Below are 15,187 nucleotides of genomic sequence, written 5' to 3'. Positions count from 1 at the left end.
TGCTTCCGGTCGGCGATGCCCGCGAAGCCGTCCGCGCCGGTGTAGCTCTCCTCGCCGACCAGCAGGCCGGCTTCGCGATCCACCGGCCAGATCTGCAACTTCCTGACCGTAGCAGTGTCATCTCCCCCTAACAGTCTGGGACATTCCCTGCTGCTGTTGTGGGGTCCAGAAGCTCAAGGAGACTTGACCCGCTGGTTCCAACTAGGAGGGTTGTGGAGCTTTGTGGCATTCCACGGAGCGTTTGGTCTAATTGGGTTCATGCTGCGGCAATTTGAAATTGCGCGTCTAGTAGGCATCAGACCCTACAACGCGATCGCCTTCAGTGCGCCGATTGCAGTATTTGTCAGCGTGTTCCTGATGTACCCCTTGGGACAGTCGGGCTGGTTCTTTGGTCCTAGCTTCGGAGTAGCGGGTATCTTCCGTTTCATCCTGTTCCTGCAAGGCTTCCACAACTGGACACTGAATCCCTTCCACATGATGGGCGTAGCCGGGGTACTCGGTGGTGCTCTGCTATGTGCCATTCATGGGGCAACGGTGGAAAATACCCTGTTCCAGGATGGAGACAAAGCCAACACCTTCCGGGCGTTCAACCCGACTCAAGCGGAAGAGACCTACTCTATGGTCACTGCTAACCGCTTCTGGTCTCAAATCTTCGGTATTGCTTTCTCTAACAAGCGCTGGTTACACTTCTTCATGTTGTTTGTGCCAGTAACTGGCTTGTGGATGAGTGCAGTAGGAATTGTAGGTTTAGCATTGAACCTGCGAGCCTATGACTTCGTGTCCCAGGAAATCCGGGCAGCAGAAGATCCAGAATTTGAAACCTTCTACACTAAGAACATTTTGCTGAACGAGGGTCTCCGGGCTTGGATGGCTCCAGCAGACCAACCTCACCAAAACTTTGAGTTCCCTGAGGAAGTACTGCCTCGTGGTAACGCTCTGTAAGACTCCAAGGCTTATCCCGAATTAAGGTTATCGCTTGGATTTGCTCAAAGCCCCGCCAGAAGGTGGGGCTTTGAGCAGTTATAGAAACAGAAAACTGGAACCCTCTGAGCAATAGACAGGCGAATTTATCATTCTGCTAGTTTGCAGAGGTTGCCATTTGAACGATACTCTGTTATTGTAAGGAAAGGTAATAATCCTGGAAAGGTACAAAAAACCGCTTAGGGATTAAAGGAGGTGATGCCCATGGAAGATAGTAGTAAAATAATGGGTCATCTGGTTGGAGTTAGCCGGCTGTGCGCCGGGGCTGTTCTCTAGGAGTTATCTGGATTCTCTACGGAGAATCTATATGACTGCTTCGGCAGGGCTACCTAAGAGTTCCTCTCGGCAGCCTGGTTTCAATCAGAAGACCCGCTAGACCGCTCTCACACCACGTGTTATGGATTAGCCAAAACACTAGCCGTGAGAGCGGATAGTTTTTTGTATGGGATTGTTTAAGCAGTGCATCTAAAAATCATGGATCAACTACTCAGCGATGCAGAAATTCAAGCCAAGGCGAGTCAGCTAAAAGACTGGAGTGTGGAAGGGAAAACCCTGCGTAGTAAAAAGACATTTAAGGGTTTTGTAGAAGCGATCGCGTTTGTGAATAAACTTGTTGAACCATCTGAAGTTGCAGAACACCATCCTGACCTAGAGATTTCCTACAATCAGGTAACAATTACTCTAACCACTCATGATAGTGGTGGCTTAACCTCAAAAGATTTTGACCTAGCGCAAGTTATTTCAGAGCTGGGTTAATATCCTTTAAATAACTCTAAATAAGTGACCATTGCTTTAGCAATAGACCCACTCCCCAGGAGAAGTTCATTCACAGGCATTGGCAAAAAAGTTGGTGTAGCACTTTGTCCATAAAGGCTATAGTATAAGAATTGTTCCTCTAATAAATTGTTCCTGTAATAGGTTAATAGGTTTCATCGCTGCGGGCGCTGATTCTTATCGAAACCGCGAGAAATCCTGTACTTTACCGTATAGCGTAAGTGTAGGGATGGAGCGCGGGGCAAGGGTCGGAACAGAGCTTCATGATGCGATGTACTAGGGATAGTAGGGAAAAACAAATTAAGAGCTAACCGCCACCTACACGCCTGAACCTTGACAACCACCGAATATTATGGGGTGACCTTCAGAAAAAACTTGATAGTTTGAGTTATCTGTGGATGGGTAAAATTCCAGCAGTACAAAGTAAATAGAACTTTTTTGTATTGTTCCGGTGCGGAGGGGCATCCCGTGTCGTTAGTAAAGCTTACCGTTCGCGCAGCGTCGGCGAAAGCCGATACGCGCCCCGCGTGGCCTACGGCCTTGTAACCGTTCGCGCAGCGTCGGCGAAAGCCGATACGCGCCCCGCGTCGGGCAAAGCCCGATAGCAGTAGCTGCTACTGGTAAGAAGCCCGCGCTGTCGCGTGTTTAGCAGCGTCGGGAGTATGTCACAATCCTCCGTGATTGATCCGGGGGAAAGTTCAATACAATAATTGTAAAGGTGTGAGGATTAAGAGAAGATGTCTAAACTACTGTTGAAGTCCCTACTGATAAGTCCTGCTGTAGTGGGTGCTGCTCTCGCCTTTGGTACCAATCAGGTACAGGCAGCCAACAATGCCAACTCGTTAACGGCTGAGAGTAAAATTACCACAGAAGCTGCCCCACGTCAAGCTGTCCCAGTAAAGACACTTGCGAACGCTGCAGCCCCCACTGCCCCAGAATTAAAGGATACGGCAGTTTTTTCCACCAAGATGGGCTCTACCTTGGGTGAGGGAACATCAACCCTAGTTCCTAAGGTAGACGTACCGGAGGCGGAAACAAAAATAGCCCAAGCCGTACCCTCAGCATCAGATAACAGCCAGCTGTTAAATCAAATTCAACGCTACGGTAAAGAAGGTAGTAACAGCCAAGATCAGGTAACTAGCGTTTCCCAACTGCGGGATGTTTCCCCTGGAGACTGGGCTTATGAAGCTCTGCGTAGTCTGGTAGAGCGCTACGGTTGTATCGCTGGTTACCCAAACCGCACATTCCGTGGCAACCGTGCTACCACCCGTTATGAATTTGCGGCTGGCTTGAACGCTTGTTTGAACCAAATTGAGCGTTTAATTGCTGCTAGTACTGCTGACTTTATTACCCGTGAAGACTTAGAAACGCTGCAACGGCTGATTCAAGAGTTTGAGGCAGAACTGGCTACCCTCGGAGCACGGGTCGATAACCTCGAAGGTCGAGTCGCATTCCTAGAGGATCACCAATTCTCCACTACTACGAAACTGGAAGGGGAAGTGATATTCGCCCTGACCAATAACTTTGGTGATTTTGGGGAAGATGACAATAACCAAGTTGTCTTTGGTGACCGGGTTCGTTTAGTTCTCGACACCAGCTTCACCGGTGAAGACAGTTTGGTAACTCGTCTGAGTGCTGGTAACCTGAATGCCTTTACACAGGGGGGTGACATTGCCCCAGAACTCGTACAGACCTTTAACACTGAGATTGATGGTACTGGTGACGGGAACGATATAGGGGTTGACTGGTTAGCCTATTACGGTGACATTCCTATTGGTCCGTTTGGTCAAGTATCAACTTACATTGCTGCCTTTGGTGGTCGGCATGATGATTACGTTCCTACACTCAATCCCTATTTCCAAGACTTCGATGGTGGTAGTGGCTCTCTATCCACGTTTTCTCAACAAAACCCCATCTATCGGATTGGTGGTGGTGCTGGTTTAGGGGTTAGCTTCCAACTTGGTTTACTAGAGAGCGTGATTGGACCAAGTACTATCACACTGGGTTACCTAGCTGGCAATGCGTCAGATCCTGATGAAGGGGCAGGTCTGTTCAATGGTGACTATTCTGCCTTGGGTCAGTTGAACTTCAACGTCAACGACCGGATTGGTGTGGGCTTTACTTACGTCCATGGTTTCCATAAAGAGGATAGTGCCATATTCAGCAAAGGCGCTGGAACAGATGGTATCGTAGGTACCCGTGCTGCCAACTTGAATCAAGAAGCACTTCTTGCTAGTCGTCTAAATGATTCAGCTGACAAGGTAACCAACTCCTACGGAGCAGAATTAGCGTTTCGCCTCACCGACAAGATTTCCTTTAGTGGATTTTTCAACTACACCGATGTGATTGTCATTGGTGAAGGTGGTGGAGAAATTTGGAGTTATGGCGGTGGTTTAGCCTTCCCCGATTTTGGAAAAGAAGGTAGTGTGTTAGGTTTCTTTGGTGGTGCAGTTCCCTATTCGGATTTGAATGAGATTGAGACCCCCATTCACATCGAAGGTTTCTACAAGTATCAGCTATCCGATAATATCTCTATCACTCCTGGTGTGATCTGGGTGATTAATCCAGAGCAGAGTGATGATAATGATGATGCTGTGATTGGTACCATCAGAACCACATTCACCTTCTAAAGACCCTGGCTAATTGCCCAATTAGTATTAAGCATTAGTTAGTTGACTTTTCCCTGCCCCTAGGCGGGGATTTTTGTTTGAACGGGTGGGAGTGTCAAAAAATACTAGGATGATGGATAGCAACTAATCACTTCATTATTCCCAACAGTTATGCGAATTGCTCCAAATATTACAGAATTGGTTGGTCGGACACCTCTAGTACAATTGAACCGTATTCCTCAAGCAGAAGGCTGTGTCGCTAGAATTGTAGCCAAGCTAGAGGGAATGAATCCATCTTCGTCTGTTAAAGACCGGATTGGTGTTAGCATGATCAACACAGCGGAGCAGAATGAGTGGATTACCCCCGGCAAAACTATTTTGGTGGAACCGACGTCGGGAAACACAGGTATTGCTCTAGCAATGGCAGCGGCAGCCAAGGGTTACCAACTGATCCTAACCATGCCAGAGACAATGAGCATCGAGCGACGGGCTATGTTGCGAGCTTATGGTGCTCAGTTGGAACTGACACCAGGTAGTGAAGGCATGGGTGGCTGTATTAGGCGAGCTCAGGAAATTGTAGAAACTACATCCAATGCCTATATGCTGCAACAGTTTCGTAATCCAGCTAACCCAAAAATTCACCACTGTACCACCGCTGAAGAAATTTGGCAGGATACGGAAGGACAGGTGGATTTCCTGGTGGCTGGAGTTGGTACGGGTGGTACAATTACTGGTGCAGCTGAAGCGATCAAAAAACGTAAGCCCAGTTTTAAAGCGATCGCAGTTGAACCAGCTGGTAGTTCTGTACTTTCTGGAGGGTCTCCAGGACCTCACAAAATTCAGGGTATCGGTGCGGGTTTTATTCCAGAAGTACTCAAGGTTGAACTTCTTGACGAGGTGATTAAAGTTACGGATGATGATGCGATCGCATACGGTCGTCGTTTAGCCCGTGAAGAAGGAATTCTTTCCGGCATTTCCACTGGAGCCATACTATCAGCGGCGATTCAAGTTGCCAAACGTCCAGAAAATGAGGGTTCTCTGATTGTCATGATTCAACCGAGTTTTGGGGAACGGTACCTAAGCACTCCCTTGTTCCAAGAGCCGACAGCCACCACTGATTAGTGTTATGGGGCAAGGCGCTTTGGTTTACTAGTTATCCTAAAACCTCTGGAAATCTTACAAATAAAGGATTGAGCGTAATTGGTACCTCAATTATACTATCGCTGCCGGTTTAAGTAGGTTTAGTGTCGCCCATGTCAGACTCGAATCACTACCAGACTCTGGATGTTCATCCCCACGCTACGACCCTAGAAATTAAACAAGCCTACCGACGGCTAGCCAAGCGCTTTCATCCAGATAGCAACAGCCCCACCGCTGATACCGAAAAAATTATCCAAGTTAATGCTGCCTATGAGGTACTCAGTAACCCTGAGCGACGGCGTTCCTATGACCAAAAGAGGAATTACTTTCAGGATTCATTAGAGCATCAGAATCGACAACAGCGAACAGCTCATGCCCAAAGACATTACCAGCATCATCGGCAAAAGAGAAAAAAGACTGATGCCCAGCTAGGGTACTGGTTGCAGCAAATTTATCAACCTGTAAACCACCGGATTACTCATATCCTTGAGCCTCTAGAGGCTCAACTCGATGAACTCTCCGCTGACCCGTTTGATGATGAACTCATGGCAGAGTTTGAAGCTTATCTGGAAGAGTGTGGTGATCATCTCCATCAAGCTCAGAGCCTGTTTCATTCTCAACCTAATCCTGCCACCGTTGCCAGTTCTGCTGCTAACCTCTACTACTGTCTTAATCAGTTAGCAGATGGGATAGAAGAATTAAAGCTGTTTACCCTTAACTACGACGACTACCACCTACACACAGGTCAAGAACTGTTCAGAATAGCTTCCCATCTGCTCTGGGAAGCTAAACACACAGTTAAAGATTTTTGGTAATGGGTAAGCAATAGGATAATTCTCGCTTACCAAATAATGAGCAATCTTGGCTTTCATGCAAAAGGGACTTGATTAATGACTAATCATTAATCACTAATAACCAACGACCACTAATCCAAATTAGTTTATGCTGAACATAAGTCTAGTTTACCTAACTTGACATGGAATTCGTCATTCAGCGCCGTGCTGAGTTTTCAGCCAGCCACCGATACTGGTTACCAGAACTGACTGAAGCTGAGAACATTCAGCGGTTTGGTTTGGGGAGCAGATTTCCTGGACACGGACACAACTACGTTCTGTTTGTTTCCCTGACTGCTCAGTTGAATAAGTATGGCATGGTGGAAAACTTGTCTAAAGTCAAAAGGGTAATCCAAAAAGAGGTCACCAGCCAACTTGACTACGCTTATCTCAATGAGGTTTGGTCAGAATTTCAGCAAACCTTACCTACTACCGAAAACATAGCACGAGTAATTTGGCAACGCTTGGTTACCTATCTACCACTAGTGAAGATTCAGCTATTTGAACATCCAAAACTCTGGGCTGACTATCAAGGAAACGGTATGGAAGTATATCTGACTATCAGTAACCACTTTAGCGCTGCTCACCGACTAGCTCATCCTGACCTCAGTGACGAGGAAAACTACCAGATTTACGGTAAGTGTGCTCGTCCCAACGGACATGGACATAACTATCACATAGAAGTGACGGTTAAGGGTGAAATGGATCCGCGCACTGGTATGATTGTTGATCTAGGCTCCTTGCAGCAAGTCGTGGATGAGTATGTGCTGGAAGCTTTTGACCATACTTTCCTCAATAAAGACATTCCATACTTTGCCCGGGTTGTTACTACTTCCGAAAATATTGCTATCTATATTTGTCAGTTGTTGCAACAACCAATTCAAGAATTGGATGTCCAACTTCATAAGGTGAAATTGAGTGAAAGTCCCAATAACTCTTGCGAAGTCTACTGCACACCAGAGACTACCAAGTCAGCAGCAACATCATCTACAGAAACTCTGCTGACTGTTATGTAGTTGAACAGATTTAGTTGAATTATAAAGTTTAGCCGAGTCCCCACCTAAAATGTTTGATGCGCGGTGGCCTGCTTTCAATAGCTGGCAAGGGTAGTATGCCCTAAGCCCATTAGCCCTAGGCTGAATGCTGACCTAGGGATTTTTATTTAGGGATTTTTATTTGCTGAGATTAAATCATCCATAAGTTAGAGTTAGTATATCATTTGTTATGATATGGGTAAAGTTGCCGTAACCAGCATTGATGCGGTTATCATGGTAGTCAAGTACCCGCACTCGTACTGTTAGGTCGAGCTGCGCTAAATCCAAAAGCCTTTATATCCTAGTATTTTGCCCCGTGGTATCTCACTCAAAGGATGAGATACGACCTTGAGCAATTCAAAACAAGGGAATATATGGCAAAGGATTTTACTCGATTGCGCAAACTTAGAAAACTACAAAACTCTTGATGATCCGTAAGAGGCAATAGGAATGGAGAGCCGGTTGCCGTCTGATGACAGCCAATATAGGGAGCGTCTAGCAGAGGCAGCACGCCAAACTTTCGTTCCTACATTACCAAACAACATTCCAGATAATGTTAATGACCTTGCGCGGTTCCCTCGCACGGGTGAAGCTGCTCAACTTTTAGAGAAAGGGATTGAGCAGCACCAGCGATGTCAATTCTCCGCAGCAAGACACTCGTTCCAAGAGGCACTAGCAATGTATGCGCAATTGGCAAATAGACGAGGTCAAGGAAAAGCTCTAAGTGGTATGGCCCTGACTGCTTATTCCTTGGACAACTTTCCACAAGCCATAAAATATAGTAACAAAAGTCTTGCGATCGCAAAAGACATCAAAGACCAGCGTCTTGAGGGTCAGGTTTTGGGAATTTTGGGAAATGCCTACCGTCACCAAGGAAATCACCTCAAGGCCATTGACTATGGTCAAAAAAGCCTAACTATTATGCGGCAACTCCAAGACCCACTGGGAGAGGTGACTGCCTTGAATAATCTAGGATTGGCCCATAAGGCACTAGGAGATTTGCCCCGAGCAATGGCTTGCCAGCAACAGAGCCTCTATGTTGCCCAGACTCTTGAGTTACCTGAGCTGGAGGAGCGAATTCTGAGAAATCTCAGTAACTCCTGCTACTCCATCGGTGATTATGCTCAAGCTATTGACTATTACGAGCAGCGTTTTGCGATCGCACAGCAGATGGGTGATCGTCCCCTACAAGGACAGATTCTGGGCAAGCTGGGTAATGCTTGCTTGGCACTAGGAGATTATATTCAAGGGATTTACTATATTCAGCAGCAATTGCTTAAAGCTCAACAAATAGGTAATCGCCGTCTAGAACAACAAGCCTTAGGTCGCTTGGGAAAGGCTTATGATGCCTTAGACAATTATGGGCAAGCGGTTGAATACTATGAACAACGCTTGAGTATTGCCCAAGCCATCGGTGACCGGAAGGCAGCAAAAAAAGCCATAGCTAGTCTGAAAGCTGCTTATTACTCTCAAGGAAACTACACCAAAGCTATGGAGTACCATCATAAAAATTTAGCAGTGACTAATCCCTAATCGGAATGGTAGTTCTGGTGGGGATAAGCCTCGTACCTATTAGCCTAGCAATCAAACCCCTTAAAATAGGGATAAATCGGTATTTAATACCATAAAATGGACATTATATTTTACTAGCGCTAGAGTATCATTAAAGGATAGGATTCAGACCTGACAATGCCAAAAAAAGTAGGAGTAACAAAGAGAATATCAACCCAGATTGTTCCTGTAGTGGAGATGACTGAGTCGGTTGAACTTGAGTTGTCGTCCACGATGAAGAAATTGGGCATAGTCAGGTCTGAGTCCTACAACAAGCTAGGCAGTATAAGTCACTGGGGACTCGACTGGAAAAAGGCGTACCCAGAAGTAAGGAGTTTCAGAACCCCCGAGTCTTTGGGTTTGCCGTCAAAGTTGATGGAATGGACGGTCAGTGATGTAGCGAAAGCGATCACAGCCCAACAGGCAGCTTGCACTGAAGCAGTCATCAAGAAGATTTACAGACGGTTCTCTGGAAAAGATAACCATAAGAAAAGAAAAGAGCTTTGCAAACAGCTTAAAACTTTAGCTTTTCTGGACAACTCTCTCCTACATAGACTAGTCAGGAAAGAGTTTCAGCGGGGACATTCCTGGGTTAAGAATCAGATAGTTTACCAGCAAGGAGGGTATAGCTGTAAGCAAATTTCTCGCAACACTTATCAGTTAGAATTAGCTGGGCTAATGAGAGGGAAAAGAAATAAAATAATTGTTAGATCTAACCGAAAAATAAAAGGACAGATTCGGTTGGGACACAATCAAGTTTTGCAAAGATTTGAAGTTCATTTTCTAGTAGACCATGGAACCGTAGAAGTTCCGGCTGAACGTCGCAGTATAGGCGTAGACAAGGGATACACGGAAGCTTTCTATGACTCGGATGGTCAGGCACATGGGAAAGGACTGGGGAAAGAAAGCACTAATAAATCCGATAGAATATGTGCTAAAAATCGCAATAGAGGCAAACTCTGGGCGCTTCATCAAAAGCTAGAAGAACTCAATCCAGCTAAATCTGCTAGAATACTGAAGAATAATCTTGGTCGAAAGACAGAGAATAAACGCTACAGACAAAATCAATCGGAACTTACAGCCATTATAGGAGCAGCTTCTAGGTCTATTTTTAATAGTGAATCGCTGAAAGTTTTTGCGGAAGATTTAACACAACCAATCCGAAATAAACGCCAGTCTAAGGCCATGTCCCGCAAGCTAAATACTTGGATGAAAGGTCAGATGCGGGACTCCTTGCAGAAGTGGGCTAATTGGACTGGGTCGATTGTGACAGAAGTCCAGCCTAGTTACACGTCGCAAATTGACTCCGTGACCGGAACCCTATTGGGGCTGCGGAGCGGGGACAATTTTACCAGATTCAATGGGGTCGTGTTGCAGGCTGACCACAATGCTGCCAAAAACATCCTTGATCGAGGTACAGACTTCGAGATTACTCGGTACATGAATAAGACTGAGGTTCAGGCAGTATTGTTGCGTCGTACCGCGCGTTTCTTGGAAGGAATGGGACTTAGTTTAGTTGATGCAGTCGAGCTTGGATGGCTTGATCGTAAACATACCAAAACTAAGGCTTTCAAGCAACTCCTCATCGGGATATGAGGAACGCCTAGAAAGATGGGTGGGAGACTTAACTCCAGTTGTTCATGACCACTCCTCACTCAGGCAACAATAAATTGCACCTTGACCGTTTAATATGGGCTTGTCCCGATTAATACCGGTTTAAGAGTATCCCATTCCCACAAAACCGACACTGATATCTATCAAAATACCGATAAAATAGGGGTCACTTACTTATGATCCTCTATATACTTGCGCTGGCTGGGAGGGGCGACCCACAGTAGACAATAGCCGCTAGTGGCTTTTTTGCCCCCAAAGTTTAACCGGATTCCTGCCTCTATGGCATCCTTTTGACACTGTAAGTTATCCAAATAGCCCGCATTCCACTTGGTTATATTTCTGGCTAATTTGCCCTCTTTACTGATTGCCCAATTTAAGGTAGATGCTTCGTCTAGGGTTAGTTGTCTAGAACCATTGGGGTCTAATTTTGGCTGACTTAACTCAGATAGCCCCCAACCCGCTCCTAGTCCACAAACCAATGACAAAACCACAGCTCCACAGATGGCTGTAATGTTTGTCATTGGAGATGCCTTAACAAGCGGAAAATCCATTGACCCTTTGGGTGGATAGGAAGAGGGCTGTCTTTCTGACTTGGATTCTAGGGTTAGCTTTGATTGCTCTATGGCAGACGCGTTCGCCTTTGGCGCGCTCTGAAGAGCGTTCGCTTTAGCAATTTCTTGGCGGTGAATATCCATGGTGGATTGCCCCACGACATCAATCATTTGCTGGATATCCTTTTCCCAACTTCGGAATAACTGCTCTAAGGATTTAGGAGTATCTGCTAAGATTGTTTCCAAGCTGGACGTTGCTACCAAAAATAAGAATAGCGGGTCATTAGCGTCCAATTCTGTCACAACAACTAAATCTAAAATTTTTGCCTTAAAGCTATCCGAACGTCCTTCTAACAGCTTTTCCAATAGAGAGTAATCCGTCTTATCCCTCTCGTCAATTAAATCTGACATACTTTCAGGTTGCTTGATGTGGGAGAGGTTTTCTTGAGAAAGATTACTTCCTACCATTTCCCTAATTCCTTGTTTGCTTACTTCTTTATAAATAGCCATAAAATTCGAGAATAACAAGAATTGTAAATATTTGTTACATATAGACGTTAAAATCCTGAAACGATAAAAATTCTCTGAAAAAAGGAACGTTACTATAAGGGGTTATATGTACATAATCAATCCGTTGCTCTGCCCACGAGAGTACTACCAAGAAAGAGAAACAATCAAAAACTTGAACACGTTAAATCAGTAAGCATTCAGCAGTTAGCTAACGCGCTACGCGCAGGCTGAATACACCTAAAGTAGCATGGCCTACGGCCAATAGCTAAATGGTTACTTAAATCAAGGGATTTAGAAGAAGGAATTTATGGCTATGACCCACCTAAGTGCTGAAACTCACCACACTGATCCTCAGATAATTGATGATGATTTTTTGGATTATCCCCACGTAGATCATATTTGTCTTCAATTAGAGGAAGTTACCCTAGGAGCTTATACCCTTGATAACCAAATTGTTTTTAGCTTACGGCAAATGTCTATACCGATTAGACAGTCTCCAAGACAAGCTCAACAATTTATTGAAGAAAATGGCTATCCCAAAATATGGGTTACTGCTCCTTCCCAGAGAAAATTGACTGTTTATCCTCTCAAGAGCTTACTGGCTTATTGGAAATATTTAGTTTCAGACAATATCATCCCTACCTACCTAGATAAAAATCAAACAGTTTCCTTAAAGCAACTCATTGAACAATTAGAGAGAGAGCCAAATCAATTAATCCAACCAAGGGTAAACTTAATTAACCAAGATTCAGATTGGCTACAAGCAACCCCGACTAAGATTACAATTGGTCAATCCCAATTAGAAATATTAAAGACAGAGGATGATCAGGAGTTTCGGGTTAGTTTATCCGCTGCCATGGATGCTATAGGCTCATCGGTTGCCTTACTAGTGGGAATTATTAATTCAAGGAGAAAAATAAAAAAATTGAAAGCAAAAGGTTTTTCGGGTAAGATACGATACTGTTATACAGAAAATCAAGGGATAATGAAAACTATGAGTTTAGGAGATTGTCTTCAGATTTGGGAATACTTTGCCCTTAAAGGCAATACCAAAGCTGTCTATCTTCTATCGTCTTGCAGCAAACTGGGGATAAACTCTCTGCTGAAATTTAAATCTTAATAAGCAGTTATTGAAACCTAATCGAGATAAACAATATCTTGATTAAACTGCTTGGTAATGGGTAATAATTAAGTGTTAATGGGTAATGGTATAAAAGTAATCACAATAATTACCCATTACCCATTACCCATTACACTTAACTAGATATGATATCAAGTCTGGATGGGGAGATGCTAAAGATTGGTATTAATGATAATTATCCGGAGATAATATCACTTAAGACCTAACATTTAATTGTTCTCCCCACAAGGTAGTTATTTCCCTAGCAAAAATTGATTTATCTGGTGAAGAAGAAGGCTTACAAACCCCTTCTGCTCGATTTTCCATTGCTAAAACTCTCTCTGTATCCTGAGAATACAAGGGAGTCATTGCCTCTCGCTGCTGTAATAGATTTTCCAATTCAATTTTAAAAGGAGTTCTCTGACCTTGATGGAACACTCGCTGCACTGCTGATTCTACAATGGCACGAATTTCTGCTCCAGTACATTTTCGTGTTGCACTCAATAATCGACGCCATTGTTTTTCTGTTAATGGTCCATTTCCCTCCCGATAACGAGGATCAAATCGGCTAGCATGGAGTTTAAAAATCTCAAACCGCTCAATCTCTTTGGGAAAACCGACATAAAAAAGTTTGTCAAATCTGCCAGCACGAGTTAATTCTGGAGGCAAAGCATCTAATCGGTTGAGAGTTCCAATCACAAATGTGGGAGTTGTCTTCTCTTGCAACCAGGTTAAGAGAATTCCTAGAATTTGTTTGGTGTTATTTGTTTGGGAATCAAAAAACTTGTCCAATTCATCGAGAAATAAAACACAAGGACTCGCGGCCTCAACTCGACGCAAGAGTCGTTTTAAATGGGTTGGACTACTACCAATTACTAAATCCACTCCCATGCTAATTAAAGGAAATCCTAAGGTTTGAGCGCAAACTTTGGCAGCAAAGGTTTTTCCTGTTCCTGGAGGACCAATCAATAGCCATCCCTTGGGCAATGGAATTCCATAAGCTCTGGCTTGATCAGAAAAATCTTGTTTCACCCATTCCAAGGCTTGTTTCAGTTTATCTAATCCCCCAAATTCCCCAACATCAGGTTTGAGGAACTCTAAACCAAATCCTTTGAGTCTGTGAATTTTGTAATTGATTAATTGCTTGGCTAGGTCTGATTGAGATTGGGCTTTGTTTACTGCTATATGAAATTGCTTGCGCTCTGAAGAGCGTTCGCTGAAAGCGGGGCTGAGGCCTTTGGCCACGCTGCGCGTTCGCGTAGCGTCGGCTTTGCCGAAACGCCCATCGCATAACAGGCGAGACACTATGGGAGCGCATTTATTTTTTTTCGCCGCCAGTTTGACTGCCATCCGAATTTCTTCCGGAGTCAATCCCCCGATAGACCGAGCTAGTCTATCGTCTAGAGGGGTTTCCTCGTCAGCCAAACCATATTCTACTAAATGAGTTTTTAATAATGCCGTGACTTCCTTGGGCTCTGGAAAAGGAAATTCGGCAGCAGGAATAATTGAGTTTAAAATTCGAGGTAACTCATTTTCCCCCGTATCCAAAAGAATTAGAAACTTATCCCTTGATAGACCAAAGTTGTAGAGAACATTAGACAATGAGGTTCTGATGGTTATGGTTTGCCCACTGTCAGCACTATCGAGTAAAGACGGTAAATCTTCTAAGATAAATAGGGCTTTACCAGAATAGGCTTGACAAAAATTCAATACTTCAACAACCTGTGAAAATGGCTCACGCTCTTCTAGGACATTAACCATTGAACTTTCTAAGGTTTGAGAATTTCCATCCCATTCAAGTTTCTGAAATCCACGACTAGCTAAATTCCAGAGGTAAACTAGGAATACTCCATCCTGGGTAAGACTCTGACAAATCCACCTAAGTACATTGTGTCTTTCAATCAACGGAATTCCTATAGATACTGCTCTATAGCATTCTAATAATGTCCCAAATTCGGGTATTTTCATTCTCAAACAAACGTTATTGATTCAAAATAAAACTATAGCATTTTCAAAATAAATGATGTACACAAAATTTCGATAAGATAAAAAATGCTATAGTTCAGGTGGTTTATTATTGGGGGTTAACAGTTAACAAAAATCATTACAAAGATAGCTCCTTTGATTTCTGTTTGATATTAATCGGTTCCGAGAAAGGTGTTTTAGCTGGCGGTTCAAAAGCCTGTCCATTGCTTGAAGCTAGTGCTGTTAGACTGGAGTGAGCAAAGGGGTTAGGAGCACCTAGGCTTTGAGATTTTAGAGACTGCACTGATGATCGAGAGGGCTGAACTAGTCGTTGTGGCGCTTGGCTCATTAAAGGTTTTAAGGCTTGCTCAAAGTAGGATAAATCCCGTTGTGTCATCTGGGACATAAATTGTCCTTTCTGCTGTGAAAAGATGGTTCCTCGTCTATCCTTAGCCGCAATTGTGATATCGCCATTGGGAGTTGCTCTCCAGTTGTAGTTTAGTTA

The 15,187-nt window shown here is 44.2% G+C and carries 11 protein-coding genes and 1 pseudogene; 9 read left to right on the top strand and 3 right to left on the bottom strand.

The genetic code is table 11. The features are described 5' to 3' along the window. Positions 1-87 precede the first annotated feature (87 nt). The 8 genes and pseudogenes from psbD to F6K52_RS18635 form a co-directional block, all read left to right on the top strand. Positions 88-942, top strand: a pseudogene (psbD, locus tag F6K52_RS18670) (photosystem II D2 protein (photosystem q(a) protein)); the annotation flags it as partial. A 513-nt stretch (positions 943-1,455) separates the two neighbouring features. After that, positions 1,456-1,737 (top strand): 4a-hydroxytetrahydrobiopterin dehydratase, encoded by a 282-nt coding sequence (locus tag F6K52_RS18665; RefSeq protein WP_293080710.1) that lies wholly within the window; start codon positions 1,456-1,458, stop codon positions 1,735-1,737. A 755-nt stretch (positions 1,738-2,492) separates the two neighbouring features. Then, positions 2,493-4,385, top strand: a complete 1,893-nt coding sequence (locus tag F6K52_RS18660) for an iron uptake porin (protein ID WP_293080707.1) — start codon at positions 2,493-2,495, stop codon at positions 4,383-4,385. A gap of 150 nt (positions 4,386-4,535) precedes the next feature. Further along, a complete protein-coding gene (gene cysK, locus F6K52_RS18655; RefSeq protein WP_293080704.1) occupies positions 4,536-5,486 on the top strand; it encodes a cysteine synthase A in 951 nt (316 codons plus the stop codon). Positions 5,487-5,617: 131 nt separating this feature from the next. After that, positions 5,618-6,319: a DnaJ domain-containing protein gene (locus F6K52_RS18650; RefSeq protein ID WP_293080701.1), complete on the top strand. Its 702-nt coding sequence runs from the start codon at positions 5,618-5,620 to the stop codon at positions 6,317-6,319. A gap of 161 nt (positions 6,320-6,480) precedes the next feature. After that, entirely contained in the window at positions 6,481-7,353 is an 873-nt protein-coding gene (locus F6K52_RS18645) for a 6-carboxytetrahydropterin synthase (RefSeq protein ID WP_293080698.1), read from the top strand. A 468-nt stretch (positions 7,354-7,821) separates the two neighbouring features. Further along, positions 7,822-8,904, top strand: coding sequence for a tetratricopeptide repeat protein (locus F6K52_RS18640; RefSeq protein WP_293080695.1), 1,083 nt, complete (start codon positions 7,822-7,824; stop codon positions 8,902-8,904). Positions 8,905-9,060: 156 nt separating this feature from the next. Next, complete coding sequence (locus tag F6K52_RS18635) at positions 9,061-10,518, top strand: zinc ribbon domain-containing protein (RefSeq protein WP_293080691.1); 1,458 nt, start codon at positions 9,061-9,063, stop codon at positions 10,516-10,518. A gap of 188 nt (positions 10,519-10,706) precedes the next feature. Here the strand turns inward: F6K52_RS18635 and F6K52_RS18630 are convergent, their stop codons facing one another. Further along, positions 10,707-11,597 (bottom strand): DUF6753 family protein, encoded by an 891-nt coding sequence (locus F6K52_RS18630; protein ID WP_293080688.1) that lies wholly within the window; start codon positions 11,595-11,597, stop codon positions 10,707-10,709. 313 nt (positions 11,598-11,910) lie between these two features. Between F6K52_RS18630 and F6K52_RS18625 the strand changes: the two genes are divergently transcribed. Further along, entirely contained in the window at positions 11,911-12,717 is an 807-nt protein-coding gene (locus tag F6K52_RS18625; protein WP_293080685.1) for a hypothetical protein, read from the top strand. Positions 12,718-12,933: 216 nt separating this feature from the next. Here F6K52_RS18625 and F6K52_RS18620 read toward each other — a convergent pair whose 3' ends face one another. Then, on the bottom strand, positions 12,934-14,685 hold the full coding sequence (locus F6K52_RS18620; RefSeq protein WP_293080682.1) for an AAA family ATPase: 1,752 nt from the start codon (positions 14,683-14,685) through the stop codon (positions 12,934-12,936). 136 nt (positions 14,686-14,821) lie between these two features. Beyond that, the gene (locus F6K52_RS18615) at positions 14,822-15,088 is read right to left on the bottom strand and encodes a hypothetical protein (RefSeq protein ID WP_293080679.1); all 267 of its coding nucleotides are present in this window, start codon (positions 15,086-15,088) and stop codon (positions 14,822-14,824) included. Positions 15,089-15,187: the final 99 nt, after the last annotated feature.

Origin of the sequence: Moorena sp. SIO3H5, assembly GCF_010692395.1 — a bacterium.
GTDB lineage: Bacteria > Cyanobacteriota > Cyanobacteriia > Cyanobacteriales > Coleofasciculaceae > Moorena.
Note: the sequence above shows the minus strand (reverse complement) of the source record. Positions and strands in the feature narration are given on the sequence as shown.

What these genes read in the sequence shown, in the direction of transcription:
- F6K52_RS18665 (WP_293080710.1), top strand. Translation starts at nt 1,456, where the DNA reads ATGGATCAACTACTCAGCGATGCAGAAATTCAAGCCAAGGCGAGTCAG.
- F6K52_RS18660 (WP_293080707.1), top strand. Translation starts at nt 2,493, where the DNA reads ATGTCTAAACTACTGTTGAAGTCCCTACTGATAAGTCCTGCTGTAGTG.
- cysK (WP_293080704.1), top strand. Translation starts at nt 4,536, where the DNA reads ATGCGAATTGCTCCAAATATTACAGAATTGGTTGGTCGGACACCTCTA.
- F6K52_RS18650 (WP_293080701.1), top strand. Translation starts at nt 5,618, where the DNA reads ATGTCAGACTCGAATCACTACCAGACTCTGGATGTTCATCCCCACGCT.
- F6K52_RS18645 (WP_293080698.1), top strand. Translation starts at nt 6,481, where the DNA reads ATGGAATTCGTCATTCAGCGCCGTGCTGAGTTTTCAGCCAGCCACCGA.
- F6K52_RS18640 (WP_293080695.1), top strand. Translation starts at nt 7,822, where the DNA reads ATGGAGAGCCGGTTGCCGTCTGATGACAGCCAATATAGGGAGCGTCTA.
- F6K52_RS18635 (WP_293080691.1), top strand. Translation starts at nt 9,061, where the DNA reads ATGCCAAAAAAAGTAGGAGTAACAAAGAGAATATCAACCCAGATTGTT.
- F6K52_RS18630 (WP_293080688.1), bottom strand. Translation starts at nt 11,597, where the DNA reads ATGGCTATTTATAAAGAAGTAAGCAAACAAGGAATTAGGGAAATGGTA.
- F6K52_RS18625 (WP_293080685.1), top strand. Translation starts at nt 11,911, where the DNA reads ATGACCCACCTAAGTGCTGAAACTCACCACACTGATCCTCAGATAATT.
- F6K52_RS18620 (WP_293080682.1), bottom strand. Translation starts at nt 14,685, where the DNA reads ATGAAAATACCCGAATTTGGGACATTATTAGAATGCTATAGAGCAGTA.
- F6K52_RS18615 (WP_293080679.1), bottom strand. Translation starts at nt 15,088, where the DNA reads ATGTCCCAGATGACACAACGGGATTTATCCTACTTTGAGCAAGCCTTA.